At 48.7% G+C, this 20,050-nt stretch carries 14 protein-coding genes; 10 read left to right on the top strand and 4 right to left on the bottom strand.

Annotation, left to right across the window (positions count from 1 at the left end; genetic code table 11):
* Positions 1–92 precede the first annotated feature (92 nt).
* The 5 genes from gloA to DEU29_RS05325 all read left to right on the top strand — a co-directional run bounded on the left by gloA (position 93) and on the right by DEU29_RS05325 (position 6,371).
* Positions 93–533 carry a lactoylglutathione lyase gene (gene gloA, locus DEU29_RS05345; protein WP_133539224.1) on the top strand — a complete coding sequence of 147 codons (441 nt, stop codon included), beginning with the start codon at positions 93–95 and terminating at the stop codon, positions 531–533.
* Between the two features lie 75 nt (positions 534–608).
* The gene (locus DEU29_RS05340; protein WP_133539223.1) at positions 609–2,834 is read left to right on the top strand and encodes an NADP-dependent isocitrate dehydrogenase; all 2,226 of its coding nucleotides are present in this window, start codon (positions 609–611) and stop codon (positions 2,832–2,834) included.
* A 162-nt stretch (positions 2,835–2,996) separates the two neighbouring features.
* Complete coding sequence (locus tag DEU29_RS05335) at positions 2,997–4,007, top strand: sensor domain-containing diguanylate cyclase (protein WP_133539222.1); 1,011 nt, start codon at positions 2,997–2,999, stop codon at positions 4,005–4,007.
* A 61-nt stretch (positions 4,008–4,068) separates the two neighbouring features.
* Positions 4,069–5,889: a tetratricopeptide repeat protein gene (locus DEU29_RS05330; protein ID WP_133539221.1), complete on the top strand. Its 1,821-nt coding sequence runs from the start codon at positions 4,069–4,071 to the stop codon at positions 5,887–5,889.
* 20 nt (positions 5,890–5,909) lie between these two features.
* A complete protein-coding gene (locus tag DEU29_RS05325) occupies positions 5,910–6,371 on the top strand; it encodes a hotdog fold domain-containing protein (protein ID WP_133539220.1) in 462 nt (153 codons plus the stop codon).
* Positions 6,372–6,622: 251 nt separating this feature from the next.
* Here DEU29_RS05325 and DEU29_RS05320 read toward each other — a convergent pair whose 3' ends face one another.
* Entirely contained in the window at positions 6,623–8,176 is a 1,554-nt protein-coding gene (locus tag DEU29_RS05320) for a peptide MFS transporter (protein ID WP_133539219.1), read from the bottom strand.
* A gap of 152 nt (positions 8,177–8,328) precedes the next feature.
* Positions 8,329–10,503 (bottom strand): putative bifunctional diguanylate cyclase/phosphodiesterase, encoded by a 2,175-nt coding sequence (locus DEU29_RS05315; protein WP_133539218.1) that lies wholly within the window; start codon positions 10,501–10,503, stop codon positions 8,329–8,331.
* Between the two features lie 170 nt (positions 10,504–10,673).
* Between DEU29_RS05315 and DEU29_RS05310 the strand changes: the two genes are divergently transcribed.
* The 5 genes from DEU29_RS05310 to prpF all read left to right on the top strand — a co-directional run bounded on the left by DEU29_RS05310 (position 10,674) and on the right by prpF (position 17,280).
* Positions 10,674–11,372: a GntR family transcriptional regulator gene (locus tag DEU29_RS05310; RefSeq protein WP_133539217.1), complete on the top strand. Its 699-nt coding sequence runs from the start codon at positions 10,674–10,676 to the stop codon at positions 11,370–11,372.
* Positions 11,369–12,247, top strand: coding sequence for a methylisocitrate lyase (prpB, locus tag DEU29_RS05305; RefSeq protein ID WP_133539216.1), 879 nt, complete (start codon positions 11,369–11,371; stop codon positions 12,245–12,247). Before DEU29_RS05310 ends, prpB begins: the two co-directional genes overlap by 4 nt.
* Before the next feature lie 118 nt (positions 12,248–12,365).
* The gene (gene prpC / locus DEU29_RS05300) at positions 12,366–13,490 is read left to right on the top strand and encodes a bifunctional 2-methylcitrate synthase/citrate synthase (protein WP_058579026.1); all 1,125 of its coding nucleotides are present in this window, start codon (positions 12,366–12,368) and stop codon (positions 13,488–13,490) included.
* Between the two features lies 1 nt (position 13,491).
* Positions 13,492–16,089, top strand: a complete 2,598-nt coding sequence (gene acnD / locus DEU29_RS05295) for a Fe/S-dependent 2-methylisocitrate dehydratase AcnD (protein ID WP_133539215.1) — start codon at positions 13,492–13,494, stop codon at positions 16,087–16,089.
* Positions 16,090–16,101: 12 nt separating this feature from the next.
* Entirely contained in the window at positions 16,102–17,280 is a 1,179-nt protein-coding gene (prpF, locus tag DEU29_RS05290) for a 2-methylaconitate cis-trans isomerase PrpF (protein ID WP_133539214.1), read from the top strand.
* Positions 17,281–17,307: 27 nt separating this feature from the next.
* On the opposite strand, the gene DEU29_RS05285 is transcribed toward prpF, so the two are convergent.
* Both DEU29_RS05285 and DEU29_RS05280 read right to left on the bottom strand, forming a co-directional pair.
* Positions 17,308–17,925 carry a hypothetical protein gene (locus DEU29_RS05285; protein WP_133539213.1) on the bottom strand — a complete coding sequence of 206 codons (618 nt, stop codon included), beginning with the start codon at positions 17,923–17,925 and terminating at the stop codon, positions 17,308–17,310.
* Positions 17,926–18,020: 95 nt separating this feature from the next.
* On the bottom strand, positions 18,021–20,012 hold the full coding sequence (locus tag DEU29_RS05280) for a methyl-accepting chemotaxis protein (RefSeq protein ID WP_133539212.1): 1,992 nt from the start codon (positions 20,010–20,012) through the stop codon (positions 18,021–18,023).
* Between the last annotated feature and the right edge of the window lie 38 nt (positions 20,013–20,050).

Genomic DNA, 20,050 nt, shown 5'->3' with positions numbered 1-20,050 from the left:
CAGATCAATAAAAGCGGTTATATTTAGCCGAAATAAATCTATCGCTAAGAGAAATTCGTAACAGCGGTAACAAAACAGAAAAGGAGTTAACTGTGCGTTATTTACACACCATGGTTCGTGTGCATGATTTAGAACAGTCGTTGCACTTTTATTGTGAGCTGCTCGGCTTAAAAGAAATGTACCGTAAAGAGAATGAGAAAGGCCGCTTTACGCTGGTTTTTCTGGCTGCGCCTGACGATGCAGAACGGGCGGAGGAAACCAAATCACCGATGCTGGAACTGACTTATAACTGGGATCCGGAAACTTATGACGGCGGGCGTAACTTTGGTCATTTGGCATTCCGTGTCGCTAATATTTATGAAACTTGTCAACGGCTAATGGACAACGGTGTGATTATTAACCGGCCGCCGCGAGACGGTCACATGGCTTTTGTGCGGTCACCGGATAATATTTCTATTGAGTTGTTACAGGAAGGCGAACATCTTGCGCCACAAGAGCCTTGGGCGTCGATGGAAAATACGGGCGAATGGTAATTAGACCCTAAATCCTCTATAATTCGCGCCACTTATTTAACGATTTTTACTTTGGTCCAACGAATAGGAATGACTATGTCGACTGATAAAGCAAAGATTATTTACACCGAGACGGACGAAGCGCCACGTCTGGCAACATATTCGCTGTTGCCTTTTATTGAGGCCTTTACTAAGGCCGCTGGCGTTGCGGTAGAGACCCGTGATATTTCTTTGGCAGGTCGTATTATCTCTCAATTTCCCGAGTATCTGACCGAGCAGCAACGTCAGTCAGACGCGTTGGCGGAATTAGGCGAAATGGCGAAAACGGCGGAAGCAAACATCATTAAACTGCCAAACATCAGTGCGTCTATTCCACAGATGACGGCATGCATTAAAGAATTACAGGAACAGGGCTACAAGTTGCCAAACTTCCCGTTTGATCCGCAAACCGATGAAGAAAAAGATATCCGTGCGCGTTATGACAAAGTCAAAGGCAGCGCGGTAAATCCGGTGTTGCGTGAAGGTAACTCTGATCGTCGTGCACCCAGCGCAGTAAAAAACTACGCTAAAAAACACCCTCATCGTATGGGCGCGTGGTCGAAAGACTCAAAATCACATGTTGCCCACATGAATGACGGTGACTTTTACAGTAGCGAAAAATCAACCACTTCGGCACAAGATGACAGCTTTAAAATTGTCTTAGAAGCTAATGGCCAGCAGCAGGTATTAAAAGAATCGGTACCGGTACTGGCAGGTGAAGTTGTCGATGCGGCGGTTATGAGCAAGAAGCATTTACAGGCGTTCTTCGAAAAAGAAACGGCGGCGGCCAAAGAGCAGGGCGTACTGCTGTCGTTGCACTTAAAAGCCACCATGATGAAGGTGTCAGATCCGATCATGTTCGGTCATGCGGTGCGTGTTTACTTTAAAGACGTATTAGAAAAACATGCCGACCTGATGAAAGAAATCGAGTTTGATCCAAGTAATGGTATTGGTGACCTTTACAACAAATTGGATAAGTTAACCGCAGAGCAACGTGACGCAGTCGAGTCAGATTTAAACTCGGTTTACGCGAAACAGCCTGAGCTGGCTATGGTTAACTCGCACAAAGGTATTACTAACCTGCACGTACCGAGTGACGTCATCATTGATGCGTCAATGCCTGCAATGATTCGTGATTCAGGCAAAATGTGGGACAAAAATGACAGTCGCCAAGACGCTAAAGCCATGATCCCTGATCGTTGTTATGCGGGTGTTTACCAGGAAACCATCAACTTCTGCCGAGAAAACGGTGCTTTTGATCCTGCCACCATGGGTACGGTACCGAACGTTGGCTTGATGGCGCAAAAAGCCGAAGAATACGGTTCACATGACAAGACCTTTGAAATTGCCGCAGACGGCGTTGTCAAAGTATTGAACCAAGCGGGTGACGTTGTCTTTGAACATAACGTTGAGAAGGGTGACATCTGGCGTATGTGTCAGGTTAAAGATGCGCCAATCCGTGACTGGGTTAAGTTGGCAGTAAACCGTTCTCGTTTAAGTGGCATGCCGGCCGTGTTCTGGTTAGACAGCAACCGTGCTCACGATGCGCAGTTAATCAAAAAGGTCGAAGAATACCTGAAAGAGCACGATACCGATGGTCTTGATATTCAAATCATGGCGCCGGTAGAAGCGACTCGTCACACCCTGCAACGGGTAAAAGAAGGCAAAGACACCATCTCGGTTACTGGTAACGTGCTGCGTGACTACCTGACTGACTTGTTCCCAATTCTGGAGCTGGGTACATCAGCTAAGATGTTGTCTATTGTGCCGTTAATGAACGGTGGCGGCTTATTCGAAACAGGAGCGGGTGGTTCTGCGCCTAAGCACGTGCAACAGTTTGTCGAAGAAAACCACTTGCGTTGGGATTCGTTAGGCGAGTTCCTGGCTTTGGCTGCTTCGCTTGAACACTTGAGCCGTACTTTTGATAACCAACGTGCGCAAGTGTTGGCGGATAGCCTGGACGTTGCTACGGCGAAGTTCCTGGAAGAAAACAAGTCACCATCGCGTAAAGCGGGTGAAATCGATAACCGCGGTTCACACTTCTACCTGGCCATGTACTGGGCAGAAGCGTTAGCGAATCAAAATGATGACGCCGAACTTAAAGAGCGCTTTGCTAAGTTGTCGGAAAAACTCTCCGGTAACGAGCAGGCGATCATTGATGAGTTAAACAGCATTCAGGGTAAAAAAGTTGATATTGGCGGTTACTACCAGCCAAACCCTGAAAAAGTGTCAGCTGCAATGCGTCCTTGTTCAATCCTTAACGAGGCACTTGCCAGCCTATAACTTTTAGGCAAAAGCCGTTAGGCAAATCCTAAGGCGTGGTTTGTGTTCGCTCATCGAGCGGCGCTACCGCGCCTTTTATATATCCGTCTATCCGACTCAGTTCGAACATACTGGATAACTTTGCTACCATCATAACGAACTTCACGTTATAGGTGCGTTGATTTGGTTGACGAAAAACTGGCGTTGGCAGATTTAGCTGAGGCGTTGCGTAACACCAAGCAAACAGACAGCCTGGCGCCGTCGCTGCTTAGAATTTTACAGACCGTGACCTCGTTTGAGTCTGTCTATTTGACTCGAGTTGACGAGGAGCGCGGTGTGCAGTCAATCATGCATGCCATCAATTCAGGCAGTTTGTCTATTCCTGAGGGATTAGAAGTCCCCTGGAGCGATACCTTGTGTCGGCGAGCAATCGAACAAAGACAATACGAGACCGACGACGTAAGCCAATGCTGGGGCGACTCTGAAGCTGCCAGTGAGTTGGGCATAACAAGTTACGTTAGCCGTCCGGTATACGTTGGCGAGCAACAAGAGCTTTACGGTACGTTATGTGCAGCAAGTACCGAACAACAAAAACCATCAGAAGCAACCAGCCAATTATTTGATATTTTCACTTCACTGATCGCCCGGCAAGTCGAGCGGGATTTAATGATCGAGCGCTTGCAACACGAACAAATCGAGCTGCGCCAAAGCGCTCATACCGACCCACTGACCGGGTTATGGAATCGCCGCGGTTTAGCCAGTCAGGTCATTGAATTACAAAAAAATGTTAAACGACCTTTGCACGTTGCCTATATTGATCTTGATGGTTTCAAAGCGATTAACGATTTATACGGTCATGACGAGGGCGATCGCTTTTTAATCGCCATTGCACAAGCGCTGATATCGCATTTACCGACAACGGCAATCGTCGCTCGTATTGGTGGTGATGAATTTGCAGTGGTACAAGAGGCAGATTCAGATGACGCGCAGCAGTCCGAGGTGATCCTGCATAAGTTGCTTGCGTCGCTAACTAGCGGGCGGTTTAGAACGCTCAACAGAGTTATTGATTATGCTGGCCCGAGTATTGGTATCGTCACGGCTAACGAACAAAACCGAAGGCTTGAAGACTGGCTGAAGCTCGCTGACCAAGCGATGTATCAAATAAAAAAATCGCGACGTAAGCAACAGCGTTAAAAGTTATGTTATTGTAAATAAATTCTTATAATAATGTTAGCTAGCGGGCAGTATAGGCGTTATGGCGCAAAATCAATCAACTCTGGCGCAGCAGTTTCAGCAAGCGGTCAGTGCCTTACAAAACCAGCAGTTTTCAGTCGCGGAGCAAATAGCAACGCAACTGGATAAGCAATCACCCAATCATCCTGATATTTTGCATTTACTGGCGTTAGCAACAAAACAGGCAGCGCCCGCCCGAGCTCTGGGTTATTTTGAGCGAAGTTTAAAACTCAATCCAAAGCAGCCCTCGGTGCTATCGAATTTTGCCAACTTTTTGCAGTCCAGCCAGCAGCTGCGGGCAGCTAAGCGTTATTATCTGCAAGCACTGAAATTAGACAGCAGTTTAGTTGATGCTTGGTACAACCTGGCGTCAGTGCATTATCAGTCTCGTGATTATTTGGCTGCTGCACATGCGGCTGAAAAAGCGGTTTCGCAAAAGCCTGACTATTTAAAAGCCTACTTGTTAAAAGGGCGTGCTGAGCTTGACTACAAATTGTTTGACGCTGCCGAAAAAACTATCCGAACAGCACTGAAACGCTGGCCGGACGAGCCAACGTTATTATTCAATCTGGCGTTGGTTTACCGCTATATCGAACACACCGTAGAGGCGCGTAAAATTTATGCAGAGCTCAAAGGGAGATTTAATGAGCCACAACGCTTGTTCCAGCTCGGTTGTCTAGCCTACGACGATGGTGATTACGAGCAAGCAGAAAAAATCTTACGAGAGGTACTAGAGCTACAAAATGATTTTGTTCCCGCGCATGAGGCACTCAATAAACTCTACTGGGAGCATGGTAACAACGAGTTATTTTTACAATCATTCAACCAGGCGCTAAGTCGCCAGCCCGACTCTCTGGCGCTGGCTTATTCCTATTTATCGCATTTATACAGGGCGCAGCAGGAACAACAGGCTAATGCATTGCTTGATGAATTTCTGCAGCGCTTTGGCGAAGTACACAGCTTGTTGCACCTAAAAGGGGGCGCGCTGCTTCGTGCCGGCGATTGGCAACAAGCAGAAGTCTGTTACGACAAAACGTTACAGCAACAACCGCGCCATCCACGCTACCTGATTGACCAGGCCAATTTATACCTGCGTCAACAACGTTATCAGGAAGCATTAGCATTACTCGATCGTGCGCACGAAAACCAGCCGTTAGATCAGGAGGTACATGCCTACAAAGGCTTGTGCTGGAAACTCAGTGGCGACACCCAAAAATTTGATTACCTGAACGATTACCAGCGCTACGTTAAGGTTGGATTTTTACCAACACCTGATGGTTATGATTCGCTGGAACAGTTTTGGGATGTGTTAACGCAACGCATTCGAGAATTGCATAAAACTAAACATCAACCACTGGACCAGTCTGTGCGGGGCGGCACACAAACCGTCGGCTCACTATTGGCAATGGATGACCCTGTCATTAACGCCTATAAACAAAGTCTGACGCGTTATATCGATGATTATTTAGCATCTTTGCCTGATGATAAGACCCACCCCGTCACCGCACGTAAAACCGGTAGCTATCATTTTAGTGGTAGCTGGTCTGTTAAGCTATTCAAAGCGGGCTTTCATACCAATCATGTTCACCCGGAAGGGTGGCTTTCGATGTGTACTTATTTAAGTGTGCCTGAACAAGTCAGTGCAGATGACCCTGACAAAAAGGGCTGGATAAAGTTTGGCGAAACCTCACTGGGTCTGGAAGGAAAAGAACAGATTGATAAAGCCGTCTGTCCGCAACCGGGCATGTGTGTGATTTTTCCGAGTTATTGCTGGCACGGCACCATCCCGTTTGACGCGGATGATGAACGTATCACCATTCCATGCGATATCATGCCGTCTTAACCGCATACAGGTAATGAAAAGTGACTGATAACTACTTACTTAGATTGTATAAAAAGTGCCTGAAATATCCCGGCGGCCGCTGGCTTTTTTCGACCATGTTTGCCCGCAAAGCACCGTACTTTGCTACCATCAAACCGCGTATTCAGGTACTCGAACCTAACTTTTGTCAGTTAACGTTTAAAAAACGCAAAGCGGTGCAAAACCACATTGGTACGGTGCATGCTATTGCCGTTTGCAACGGCATGGAAATGGCCATGGGAGCCGTTGCCGAAGCATCAATCCCCAAGCATTTGCGTTGGTTGCCAAAAGGCATGAACGTTGAGTATCTGGCGAAAACAACCAGTGACGTTACCATCGAAGCAAAAGCCAGCGAACAAACCTGGCACCCCGGCGACCAATTGATTGAAGTTGTCGCCCGCCGCGCTGACGACACCGTCGTCGCCAAAGGCCACATCACCATCTACGTATCAAATAAAAAGTAGCTTGCGCGTTTGGCGCAAGTGAGACACAGATTTAGCTTACGCCTAGGCACAAGTGAGGCAAGGCCGAGTAGCCATCGGCTTTTGCTTGACACGGGCACCTCTCGCCCAAGAACCGCTCCAAGCACGTCCGTGTGGCTTGTTTCCGGGCATCCATGCCCTCCAACATCCTTGGGCGAGAGGTGCCCATATCAACCACGCCGATGGCTATTCGGCCTAAATGCCCGCGAAGGGGTCGCGGGCAGAATTAAAGGCTAAGGCTTACCGACAGGTTCGTTGGCGTCGATAACTGCACCAGGGTGGTCGTCTTCGCCGTCGTCTGGCGCAAGTTTCTCCCACTTACGGGTAAAGAATGCCAGGACAAAAACTACTGCACCGACGCTGACGCCGAATACGAAGATGGTCCAGTATAGTTCCGGCATCGCCTGCGGGTTTTCAGGGTCCAGCCCGCCTGCCAGCAAGCCGGCGATAACGTTACCCATAGCGTAGGTTAAAACGAACACACCCATCAACTGACCGGCCATACGTTTTGGTGACAGTTTACTTACCGCACTTAATGCAACAGGGCTTAAGCAAAGCTCGCCGACGGTGTGAATGAAGTAAACCGCTACCAACCAATAAGGCGCTACTTTCAGGCCGCTGGCAGCGGCTTGTGAGGCAAAGAACATCACGATAAAGCCGGTTGCCATAATAATCAGACCTAGCGCACTCTTAAAGCCATACGATGGGTTGATCATGCGCTTACTCAAGTTAATCCATAACGCGGCAAAAAACGGCGATAGGGTAACCAGGAATATCGAGTTAAGCGACTGGAACCAGGTGGTTGGAATAGTAAAGTCGCCGATAACGCGGTCGGTCAAATCACGAGCGAACAAATTGAATGATGAACCAGCTTGCTCAAAGCCTGCCCAGAACATAGTCGATGCAATACAGACCAGGAACAGGGCACCGAGGCGCTTCATTTCGTCTTTTGTTAACTTACCAAACAAGAAGATCGACAGGTAGTAGACGAAGAAGATAACGGTGAATACGATGGCAACATTCTCGGCAACGATAACCGGGTTGATGGTGACAATGCCTTTTAATGCAGCCACGGTGAATACAGCTAAGCCGGCAAGTAGCGCAACGATGATGCCCCAACTGCGTTTTGCACCTTGTGGTGACAATGGCTTGGGTGGCTCGGCACCGACGCCTTTCAATTTAGGCTGTGTTATTTTGTATTGGATCAAGCCTAATGCCATACCAACAGCTGCGGCACCAAAGCCCCAGTGGTAGCCTGCACTTTCTTGTAAATAACCGGTAACAAAGTAGCCGATGATTGAACCAATGTTGATACCCATGTAATACAGAGTATAACCGCCGTCGCGACGATCATCGTTAGAGCTGTATAGTTGGCCTACCATGGCAGTGATGTTTGGTTTCAGCAGGCCAGTACCCAGAACTACCAAAATCATACCGATATAAAAACTGGCCACAGAAGGAATAGCCAACACGATGTGACCCAGCATGATGATAATACCGCCATACCAGGTTGCCCGTTGGCCGCCAAGTAAGCGGTCGGCAATCCAGCCGCCGGGCAAGCCCATAAAATAGACTGCGCCGGTATACAGGCCGTAAATGGCGGTGGCTGAGGCTACCGTGATAGCTAAACCGCCTTCTTGCAGGCTAGCCGTCATAAATAGTACTAACAGCGCGCGCATGCCGTAATAACTCATGCGCTCCCACATTTCGGTAAAGAACAGGGTTTGCAAGCCGCCGGGTTGACCAAAGAAGCTTGCGTCTTTATCGACGATATTTTTAGGATCCATTCTTGTTATCCATTTTATTATTTAAAAACAACTGTTTATTTAACTAGCAACGTATTTCGACTAAAGTCGCAGTCGAAAAAAGTGGCCTTACTTTACAAGGCAAGGCCACAGATTGGAACCAAAAACGATAAAATGAATTATTTTTGCGCTAGCTATTGGAGTATCAGCGAATGGGACCTGAACTCAGACTCTGCCACCGGTTTGCTAAACAAATAGCCCTGGAAATAGTCGCAACCTAACGACGAAAGGTAGTCAAAGTGTTTTTCCGTTTCGACACCCTCGGCAACGACTTTTAAGCCCAGATTATGGGCGAGTTGAACAATAGTTTGTACGATGGCTTCTTTTTGTGGCGATTCAAACATGTCACGCACAAAAGACACATCGATTTTGAGCACATCGAATGGCAATTTCATTAGGTAGGATAGTGATGAGTAACCGGTGCCAAAATCGTCAAGCGCAAATTGAATGCCCAATTGTTTTAGTTCGTTAATTTTGTTAATCACGTCATCGACGTTTTGCATCAATACGCTTTCCGTTAACTCGAGTTTGAGCGAGCCTTTCGGCAAATCATGCTGTCGAATTAGCGAATTCAATTTGTCGACAAAATCGAGTTGCTGAAACTGTGGCGCGCTAACGTTAATTGATAACACTAAATGATTAAAGCCAAGTTGTTGCCACTGCTTAATAATTTGACAGGCTTGTTCGTTAATCCAGTCACCCAGCCCAATGATCAATCCTGTCTCTTCGGCCAGCGGAATAAATTCAGCCGGCGATATGAAACCAAAATCGGGATGCTGCCAGCGAATCAGTGCTTCTGCGCCGATGACTTTGCGCTGCGCGTTTAATTGCGGCTGCAGATAAAGCTCTAGCTGTTCGTTGTTTTCAATTACATAACGTAAGTCAGCTTCAATACGCACGCGCTTTTCTATGGCCTCAGCCATTTCGCGATGATATAGCTGTATTTGACCTAAGCCCGAACGTTTGGCCTCGGAGAGCGCCAAGGCGGCTTGTACTAACAGGTTTTCCGCCGACACTGCGCTGTCGTTGAGTAAGGTGAGTCCCATACTTAGTGAGCAACGATGGCGGTAATCCTTTAACGAATAGGGCTGCTGCAGGTTGTCCTGCATTAAACGCGCTAATTCCAACGCTTTTGATTGGGCAGAGGCTGGATTGCCATCGCATGGGATTCGAGCGACTGCGGCAAATTCATTAGAACTAGGGCGCGCCACCATATGAACGTCCATCGGGATACGCTCTAGCCGGTGTGTTACTGACTGCAACAGCAAGTCGCCGAGCGTTGGCCCGAGCGTGTTGTTAAGCACCTTAAACTTATCGATATCCAGTAAAAATAATGCGAGGCATTCGCCTTGCTGATTTTGTGCCGGCTGGCTGTCTAAATACTCGAGTAGCGAGCGACGGTTGGGCAGGCCTGTTAACGAATCATTAAAGGCAAGCTCACGAATTTTACGATCAGACTGTCGAATCGCGCGACTGGTATTCTGTAAGCGTTTATCTAATGCCGAGGAAAGCCACGCAAATAAAGCGATTAAGATGACCGACAGCGCTATCGCGTAGATAAGCCACTGATGCTGATCGTGACCGGAGCCGGTGATTAATTCGGCTGCGGATGTTGGATAAAACCTGGCTGCAATCATGGCAACGTAGTGCATACCTGATATTGCAGCAGCAATAATGAGCGCGGTACTTAACTGCAATCGGTTAGAATGTCCGCCCTGTCGGGTTGGTACTTGATAGTTACGGTAAGTGGCCATTGCGATTATGCCTAGTACCACAGCCACGACAATTGACGTAGTAAACCAACCGATATCATAACGCAGCTCCGCTGGTAGCTGCATCGCTGCCATACCAATGTAGTGCATCAAGCCGATGCCCGCACCCAGCAAACTACCAGATGCAACAATCAATGATTTTTCGTGCAATGCGGACAAGCGTTTGCGCTCGGCTAAGCGTTTGATCTGGAGTTGCAGCGAGTAGGCTGCGTAGTTGCCTGCTATGGCGGGCAGAATGGACAGCAGTGTGAGTGCAACACCGTGTTTCATCACCACCGGCAGTTCAAAGGCTAGCATGCCGATAAAGTGCATACTCCAAACGCCAATGCCGGCGACGAATGCCGTAGCAAGTTGCCATCCTTTACGTCGCAGTCCATTGCGTTGCCCCAGAGCGCGCGCAAAAATTGTAAGTGCAGCAAAAGAGGCAACAAACGCAACTATGTATGATAGTGCGACTAACCAATTATTATACTCGCCGGCCAAAGGGGCCTGGCTAAACTGGTTCAGATCAAAAAACTGTGCCAATAAATCGTTCATAGTGGGCAGTGTAGCAGATAAGAGTTAGCAGGCGAGCCTTCTGCAATTGCATCAATATTGTCGACAATATGCTGGGCTGTGATTGAAATAATTTCCATTTGGCGCTAATATTCCTGACATTGTCGACATAATGCTGTCGAACATCTTTTATCAATAAAAAACGGCTAATTATGACAGTAATTTACGATCCACAAAACCCATTAAGATCACCGGTAACGTCGGCTGATCGGGTTTTGTATGCCGTGCAACAAGCCATAGTCGAGGGTGATATTGCCGCCGGTAGTAAATTAACCGAGACGGGCCTAGCCAAACAATTTAATGTAAGCCGCGCGCCGTTGCGTGAAGCACTGGCAAGGCTGGAGCGCTGTCACCTGGTTGAGCGGACGCCGAATGCAGGTGTGCGAGTAGTGACCTTAAGTTATGAAAGCCTCATTGCTTTGTATCAAATACGAGAAGAATTAGAAGGTTTAGCCTGTCGCTTAGCTGCGGAAAAAATGGCAAACGAGGAAGTCGATGCGTTGTCCAAGTTATTAGAGCAACACCTTAAAGATCAGCGCGTCCGTGAAGGCGAAAGTTATTATCAGGAGGCGGGTGATGTCGATTTTCATTACCGCATTATTCTAGCCAGTAAAAATCAGTATTTAATTAATATGCTTTGTGACGAGTTGTATTTTTTGGTGCGTATGTACCGTGTGCAACTGGGCATGAATGGCCCGCGAGTGTCGCGTGCCTTTGACGAACACAAAGCGATTATTACCGCTATTGCTAACCGTGATGGCGAACTTGCCGATTTGTTGATGCGCCGCCATATCAGCGCATCACGCAAAAACATTGAAACAAAACTACAAGCACATAAGGAAGTATCATGAGTCAATTACAAAGCCCGGGCGCGAAATTGCGCCGTGCCGTTGCCGATGAAAAGCCATTGCAAATTGTCGGTACTATTAATGCCTACACTGCCATGATGGCAGAAAAAGTCGGCCACAAAGCATTGTATTTGTCGGGTGCAGGCGTGGCAAATGCGTCGTTTGGTTTACCTGACTTAGGCATGACTTCTTTGAACGACGTGTGTGAAGACATTCGTCGTATTACCGGTGCCAGCGACTTGCCTTTGTTGGTGGACGCCGATACGGGTTGGGGTGGGGCGTTTAACATTGCCCGTACGGTAAAAGAAATGAGTCGTGCCGGAGCGGCAGGTTTTCATATCGAAGATCAGGTTGCGCAAAAGCGTTGTGGCCACCGTCCTAATAAGGAAATTGTGAGCCAGCAGGAAATGGTTGACCGTGTAAAAGCGGCTGTTGATGCACGTATCGATGATCAATTTTATATCATGGCTCGCACCGACGCGTTCCAGCAGGAAGGTATCGAGGCAGCAATTGCACGTTCTCAAGCCTGTGTTGAAGCCGGTGCTGACGCGATTTTTGCCGAAGCAGTGCACACGCTGGAACACTACAAAGCCTTTACTGACGCACTGGACGTGCCGGTACTGGCCAATATCACCGAATTTGGTGCAACGCCGCTGTTTAACAAGCAAGAACTGGCTGATGTGGGCGTGGAAATTGTGCTTTATCCACTAAGTGCGTTCCGTGCCATGAACAAAGCGGCACTCAACGTCTACAATAGTATTTTAGCGAACGGCGACCAGAAAGAGGTTGTCGATGACATGCAAACGCGAGCGGAATTGTATGAATTCCTGAACTATCACGACTTCGAAGAAAAACTCGATCAGCTGTTTAAAAAATAATCGGGTGTTTCGACGCTTGCGCCAGGGCGCAAGGTACCAGAAAGTTCGTAGCTTGCGTCCTGACGCAAGTCAAACAAGATTGAAAAAAGTCATACAAGATTGAAAAAAGGAAATTACCATGGCAGAGAAGAAACTAAGCGGCGCAGGTTTGCGCGGACAATCAGCCGGCGAAACGGCACTATGTACTGTTGGTAAAAGCGGTTCAGGCTTAACCTACCGCGGCTATGATATTAAAGAACTGGCTGAAAAAGTCAGCTTTGAAGAAGTGGCATACCTGCTGGCAAAAGGCGAATTGCCAACTCAGTCGCAACTTGACGACTACCGTAAACGCTTAAAGTCACTGCGCGTATTGCCACAGGAAGTCAAAGACGTATTGGAGCGTATTCCAAAGTCAGCACACCCAATGGATGTTATGCGTACCGGCTGTTCAATGCTGGGTAACCTGGAAACAGAAGAGAGCTTCGACGAAGCCGATGACCATATTGAACGTTTTCTAGCGACTTTCCCTGGCATCGTGCTGTACTGGTATCGTTTTACTCACGATGGCGTTCGTATCGATACTGACTCAGAAGAAGAGTCTATCGGCGCGCACTTCCTGCGTTTATTGCACGACAAAACGCCTTCACAGCTGCATGCTGACGTGATGAACACCTCGCTAATTCTATACGCAGAGCATGAATTTAACGCGTCGACCTTTACTGCGCGTGTTTGTGCCTCAACACTGTCTGACATTCACTCGTGTGTTACCGGTGCGATTGGTTCACTGCGTGGCCCACTGCACGGTGGTGCGAATGAAGCAGCAATGGAACTTATCGAAGACATGAAAGACGCCGACGATGCCGAGCAAACGCTGATGGGCATGTTAGAGCGTAAAGAGAAAATCATGGGCTTCGGTCATGCCATTTACAAAGAGTTTGATCCGCGTAACGACATCATCAAAGCATGGTCTAAGAAATTATCTGAAGAAGTCGGCGACAGCCGTTTGTACGATGTTTCTGTACGCTGTGAAGAAGTCATGTGGCGCGAGAAGAAGTTGTTCCCGAATGCGGACTTCTTCCATGCTTCTGCCTACAACTACATGGGCATTCCAACCAAACTGTTTACGCCAATTTTTGTTATGTCACGGGTAACCGGCTGGACCGCGCACGTTAAAGAACAGCGTGCCAACAACCGTATCATTCGTCCGTCTGCGGACTACACCGGTCCAGAGGCGCGTCCAGTTCCAGCTATTGGTGACCGTTAATATGAACAATGAATACCGTAAAAAACTAGACGGCACCACGCTCGAGTATTTCGATACTCGGGCAGCCGTTGAAGCCATTGAACAGGGTGCTTACGACAAACTGCCATACACCTCTCGGGTACTGGCAGAGAACCTGGTACGTCGCTGCCCGCCGGAGATTTTAACGCAGTCGTTAGAGCAGCTGATTTACGGCAAAAAAGAGCACGATTTTCCGTGGTTCCCGGCACGCGTAGTTTGCCACGATATTCTCGGACAAACAGCGCTGGTGGACTTAGCCGGTCTACGCGATGCTATCGCCGAAAAAGGCGGCGATCCGGCCAAAGTGAACCCGGTCGTGCCAACGCAGCTGATTGTCGACCATTCACTGGCGGTTGAGCACGCCGGCTTCGAAAAAGACGCGTTTGAGAAAAACCGCGCCATTGAAGATCGCCGTAACGACGACCGTTTCCACTTTATTAACTGGACTAAAACGGCGTTTAAAAACGTCGACGTGATACCGCCGGGTAACGGCATTATGCACCAGATTAACCTGGAGAAAATGTCGCCCGTGGTGCAGGTTCGTGACAACGTTGCTTTTGTTGATACCTGTGTAGGTACCGACAGCCACACGCCGATGGTTGATGCTTTAGGCGTTATTTCTGTGGGCGTGGGTGGTCTGGAAGCCGAAAGCGTGATGCTGGGCCGCGCCTCTTATATGCGTTTGCCTGATATCGTAGGTGTTGAACTCACGGGCAAATTGCGTCCGGGCATTACCGGCACCGATTTAGTGTTGTCGCTGACTGAGTTTTTGCGTCGTGAACGAGTGGTTGGCGCTTACCTTGAGTTCTTCGGTGAAGGTGCAGAGGCATTGACTGTTGGCGACCGTGCCACTATCTCTAACATGACACCGGAATACGGTGCCACCGCGGCAATGTTCTATATCGATAACCAAACTATCGATTATTTGAAACTGACCGGTCGTGATGACGATCAAGTGGAGTTGGTCGAGAAGTTTGCCAAGCAAACCGGCTTGTGGGGCGATAGCCTGAAAACTGCCGAATACGGTCGTGTCTTACGTTTTGATTTGTCAAAAGTCGAGCGTAACCTGGCAGGCCCGTCTAATCCGCATGCCTTACTACCGGCAGCTGAGCTCAGCGAGCGCGGCGTAGCCAAACATATTGAACAGCCGGAAGAGGGCAAAATGCCTGACGGCGCAGTAATTATTGCGGCGATTACCAGTTGTACCAACACCAGTAACCCACGCAATATGATTGCAGCGGGTTTGATTGCGCGTAACGCTAACAAGCTTGGCCTAACGCGTAAGCCATGGGTTAAATCGTCATTGGCTCCGGGATCTAAAACCGTAAAGATGTACCTGGAAGAGGCGCAGCTACTGCCTGAACTGGAAGACTTAGGTTTCGGCGTGGTGGCGTTTGCCTGTACCACTTGTAATGGTATGAGTGGTGCGCTGGATCCGAAAATTCAGCAAGAGATCATCGACCGTGATCTGTTTTCAACCGCGGTATTGTCGGGTAACCGAAACTTTGACGGACGTATTCATCCATATGCTAAGCAGGCGTTTTTGGCATCGCCGCCGTTGGTTGTGGCGTATGCGATTGCCGGCACTATCCGCTTTGATATCGAAAAAGACGTGCTGGGGTATGATCACGAAGGTAACCCGGTAACGCTTAAAGATATCTGGCCGAGCGATGAAGAAATTGACCGTATCGTCAAAGAGAGTGTTAAACCTGAGCAGTTCCGCAAGGTCTATGACCCAATGTTTAACCTGAGTGTCGACTACGGCGAGAAGAACAATCCGTTGTATGATTGGCGCGAAATGAGCACTTATATTCGTCGTCCTCCTTATTGGGAAGGCGAGTTAGCCGCAGAGAATACCTTAACCGGTCTGCGTCCGCTGGCGGTACTGGGTGATAACATCACCACCGACCACTTATCGCCGTCAAATGCGATTATGGCTGACAGTGCTGCAGGTGAATACCTGACTAAAATGGGCGTGCCGGAAGAAGACTTCAACTCTTATGCGACCCACCGCGGCGATCACCTCACTGCGCAACGTGCCACCTTCGCTAACCCGAAGCTGTTTAACGAAATGGTGCGTGACGACAACGGTGACGTGATTCAGGGATCGCTGGCGCGTATTGAGCCGGAAGGCAAAGTCGTGCGCATGTGGGAAGCCATTGAGCACTACATGAACAACAAGCAGCCGCTGATTATCGTGGCCGGCGCTGATTACGGTCAGGGCTCATCGCGCGATTGGGCAGCGAAAGGTGTTCGCTTAGCGGGTGTTGAAGTTATTGTTGCTGAAGGCTTTGAGCGCATTCACCGCACCAACTTAATTGGTATGGGTGTGTTGCCACTGCAGTTTGAAGAGGGCACTACGCGCAAAACATTGAACATTGACGGTACTGAAACCTTCGACGTGAAAGGCACTCCGGCGCCGGGCGCTGTATTGCAGCTGACTATCCACCGTAAGGACGGATCGTCACAGCAAGTTCCGGTTATTTGTCGCCTGGATACCAAAGAGGAAGTCTCTATTTACGAGGCTGGTGGTGTATTACAGCGCTTTGCACAGGACTTTTTAGAAGCGGAAGCAAGCTAAGGAGTTTGAGCTATGGCGTTTAAACCACAAATCAAAATTCCCGCCACCTATATGCGTGGCGGGACCTCAAAGGGCGTATTTTTCCGTTTGCAGGACTTGCCTGAAGCAGCACAGCAACCGGGCGCAGTGCGCGATGCCATTTTATTGCGTGTCATTGGTAGTCCGGATCCGTACGCCAAGCACACCGATGGCATGGGGGGTGCGACGTCCAGCACCAGTAAAACGGTCATCGTATCTAAAAGCGAACAGCCGGATCATGACGTGGATTACCTGTTTGGTCAGGTGTCCATAGACAAGCCATTTGTCGACTGGAGCGGTAACTGCGGTAACTTGTCCTCTGCTGTGGGGCCTTTTGCCATTGCCAACGGTTTGGTAGCGCCTGAACGCATTCCTGAAAATGGTGTTTGCGAAGTCCGTATTTGGCAGGCCAATATTGGCAAAACTATCGTCAATAAAGTGCCTATGGTCAACGGTGAAGTGCAGGAAACCGGTGATTTTGAGCTGGATGGTGTTACCTTCCCGGCAGCGGAAGTGCCGGTTGAGTTTATGGACCCGTCAGCGGATGGCGAGTCGATGTTTCCCACCGGTAACCTGATCGATGATTTAGAAGTTCCGGGTATCGGCACCTTAAAAGCAACGCTGATTAACGCCGGCATTCCGACCATTTTCCTGAATGCAGAAGAAATTGGCTACGATGGCACCGAACTGCAGGAAGCCATTAACGGCGACCCTGCGGCACTTGAACGTTTTGAAACGATCCGTGCGTATGGTGCCGTAAAAATGGGGCTGATTGATGATGTCGCTGAAGCGGCTAACCGCCAACACACCCCAAAAGTGGCTTTTGTGGCACCTCCAAAAGACTATATCGCTTCCAGTGGTAAGAAAATTGCCGCCAGTGACGTGGATCTGTTGGTGCGAGCGATGTCGATGGGCAAACTGCATCACGCCATGATGGGCACAGCCGCAGTGGCTATCGGAACTGCCGCAGCAATTCCGGGCACTACTGTTAACCTGGCGGCTGGCGGTAATGACCGTACCATGGTTAACTTTGGCCACCCGTCGGGTACCTTGCAAGTGGGCGCCGAATGTAAGCAGGTAAACGGGCAATGGACCGCCATCAAAGCCATTATGAGCCGCAGCGCGCGCGTTTTAATGGAAGGTAACGTGCGTATTCCGGGAGATGTTCTGTAGCTCGTGCCTCGGCACGAGCTTACCTTGTTAGTCGGCATAACCCCATGGAGTAGGGGGAGTGTCGACGGTTTTTGTCAGATCAAAATCCACCCGAAACTCTCTGCCCTCGCGAATTAAGCGGTAGGTAAATGTGTCTTCATGAATATACATTTGCCAAATATTGGTATTCGACTGCGGCACACCTAATTCAATAAATAATTCTTTTGAGTAGGCGTCAGCCGGGAACGACTGTGCAGTCGGGTAGCCTTTATCGATCGTATGGCCGCCGTACATGGTTAGCGGGTCATAGTTACCGTCGGGTTTGCGGTGATCATGTTTAAGGCTAATGCCCGAGCCTGTCTGCGTTAAGACCCAGGTGCGTGAATGGTCATCGCCAACATGAAACGGAATTTCGATACGCTGTTCGCCACATTTACGCACATGCATTATCAATGGCCCCTCGAAGCCATCGCTTGCGGGCGTATCAACGGTTACTTCGCCCGCGTATGAATTACCACAATGCTTGTTTATTGCGGCAAAAAATTCAGCCTGAGCCTGAGTGGTCACCTGTGGTGCCGGCTTCACAACCGACTGGGCTACGGCGGTGTTCGAGCCAAATGTAATGCCGACTGCGACGATAATTGACGTTAAAACAATATTTTTCATAGTTAGACCATTAGCTAGTATTTATTTTGATGGCTTTGTGAGATGTTATACGCTGACACGAACATTACAAAGATACCACTCGTTTTACGAACAATTTATGCAGTCTTAAACTCCATCGCCAGATCCTGCAGTTCCCGCGCAGATTTAGCCTGCTCTTGTGTCACGGCTTTAATTTCTTGAGAACCGGTCAGGGTTAACAACGATACCTCGTTTACTGATTCCATGTTACCGGCAATATCTTTGGCGACGTTTACCTGCTCTTCTGATGCAGTAGCAATTTGTGTCGACATTTCAGAAATACTGTTGATATCTTCGGCAATCACCTGGAATGCCCGATCCAACTCCTGAGCCTGTTCTTCGGTAGCTTCGGCAATAGACTGGCTTTGATTAATATCATTGTAAGCAGTATCAGACAGCGAGCGGAAATTAGACAACATGTCAGCAATTTCCTGGGTCGAATTATGCGTTTGACTGGCTAATTGACGGACTTCGTCGGCAACTACCGCAAAGCCACGGCCGTGTTCACCCGCACGAGCTGCTTCAATAGCTGCGTTAAGCGCCAGTAAGTTAGTTTGTTCGGCAACGTTATTGATAACGTCGATAACGCGATTAATATCAACGCTGCGCTCTTGTAACTGGCTTATTACCTGACCGACGTTACCGATAGCGTCAGCCAGTGCTCGTACGGAGGTAATGCTCTCGCGCACGGCCGCTGCGCCTTTTTCTTTACTCTGCAGTGAGTTATCAGCGGCATCAGCAACCCGTTGGATATTCTCGCTAATCTCTGCTGCGGTCGCGCTCATTTCTTCGGTTGCGGTCGCAACTTGCTCGATTTGTTTTTGTTGTTTGCCAATTTGCTCGGCATTTTGCTCGGCAGTGGAACTGGTTTCCTCAGTAGCAGTCGCCAACTGCACGCTCATTTGGTCAATCTTTTGTAATGACTCACTGAATTTGGTCAGCAGCTCATTAAAGGCGCTGCCAATACGGCCTAACTCGTCAGAGCTTTTACTGTCCACTTTGCGACGAAGATCTTTGTTAGTCATCACAAAATCGATGCCGTGCAGTAGTTCAGCAACCTGACTGTAGATGCCGCGCAGAATCAATGTTGCCAGAACAGCTATTACCGCAATAACGGCGGCAGTAACCAGCGACATAATCAATAACGCGCTAAAGGCATCAGCCGCTAATTGTTTTGCCATCTGCGTAACGGTATTCAAAATTTCACTTTTAGCTTCGTTAATCGCAGTAATGTAACGGGTGCTGGTGCTAAACCAGTCGTTGCTATTAACATTCGAAAATACGTTTTCATCAACGAGTTGCGAACGCACGGTTTTTACACTGCTTAACGCTGAGGACTGACGTAACTCATCAATGGTTGGTTTTAACGCTGAATTGGCTGAATAAAAGGCGTTATCGAGCAACGCTTGTTGCTGGCCGGAGAACTGCTGAATTGCAACTAAATCGTCTAAACTAAACTGACCGCCGGCCAGGTAAGCTGCAATGGCGGCGCGTTCTTGGCCAGCTGACTCTGCGGCGTTTGCGGTTAACGAATAGACCGCCAGCAACCGGGTTATTTGTGCCTGCGATGATTCAGCAACAACGTCATCAATTAACCCCATCATGGTGCTGATTAAGCCGGTATAGTTTTGCACCATTTGTGAGCGTTTCATTTGCTTGCTATCGATGCGGCTGCGCCACTGTTCGTACGCATCACGTTTGAGTGTTGCCACACGGTCAACGGTTGATTGGCGCAATGCCAATTCTTGCTGAACGGATTCAACGGTGGTTAGAAAACGACTGATTGCTTGATCACTGGCCTGGCGCTGTTGCCGTAATTGGCGAACATTGCTGTCAGCATAATTTGAGGCCATGGTAAGTGCGCTCATGCCACGTTCCCGTTGTAGCTCGACCACTACGGGTGCGCTGGCTGAAGTGATTTCGGCTAAACGTTCAATACGATGCGCTTCCTGATAATCGCTATAACTCGTCCATAAGTTTGTCGCTGCCAGTAACAGCATAATAAACAGCGAAGGAAGAATTAACAGCAACAATTTATTGCGCATCGATAGATTTCGTAACCAGCTCATAAGCACTCTCATCCTAAGGAGAAATTTCCAACAGTTAT

Origin of the sequence: Idiomarina aquatica (genome assembly GCF_004362895.1) — a bacterium.
GTDB lineage: Bacteria > Pseudomonadota > Gammaproteobacteria > Enterobacterales > Alteromonadaceae > Idiomarina.
This window is presented reverse-complemented; position numbering and strand designations above follow the sequence as displayed.

Bases quoted from the DNA above. Each gene is read 5' to 3' on its own strand.
- DEU29_RS05340 (WP_133539223.1), top strand. From the start codon at position 609: ATGTCGACTGATAAAGCAAAGATTATTTACACCGAGACGGACGAAGCG.
- DEU29_RS05330 (WP_133539221.1), top strand. From the start codon at position 4,069: ATGGCGCAAAATCAATCAACTCTGGCGCAGCAGTTTCAGCAAGCGGTC.
- DEU29_RS05320 (WP_133539219.1), bottom strand. From the start codon at position 8,176: ATGGATCCTAAAAATATCGTCGATAAAGACGCAAGCTTCTTTGGTCAA.
- DEU29_RS05315 (WP_133539218.1), bottom strand. From the start codon at position 10,503: ATGAACGATTTATTGGCACAGTTTTTTGATCTGAACCAGTTTAGCCAG.
- DEU29_RS05310 (WP_133539217.1), top strand. From the start codon at position 10,674: ATGACAGTAATTTACGATCCACAAAACCCATTAAGATCACCGGTAACG.
- prpB (WP_133539216.1), top strand. From the start codon at position 11,369: ATGAGTCAATTACAAAGCCCGGGCGCGAAATTGCGCCGTGCCGTTGCC.
- prpC (WP_058579026.1), top strand. From the start codon at position 12,366: ATGGCAGAGAAGAAACTAAGCGGCGCAGGTTTGCGCGGACAATCAGCC.
- acnD (WP_133539215.1), top strand. From the start codon at position 13,492: ATGAACAATGAATACCGTAAAAAACTAGACGGCACCACGCTCGAGTAT.
- prpF (WP_133539214.1), top strand. From the start codon at position 16,102: ATGGCGTTTAAACCACAAATCAAAATTCCCGCCACCTATATGCGTGGC.
- DEU29_RS05285 (WP_133539213.1), bottom strand. From the start codon at position 17,925: ATGAAAAATATTGTTTTAACGTCAATTATCGTCGCAGTCGGCATTACA.
- DEU29_RS05280 (WP_133539212.1), bottom strand. From the start codon at position 20,012: ATGAGCTGGTTACGAAATCTATCGATGCGCAATAAATTGTTGCTGTTA.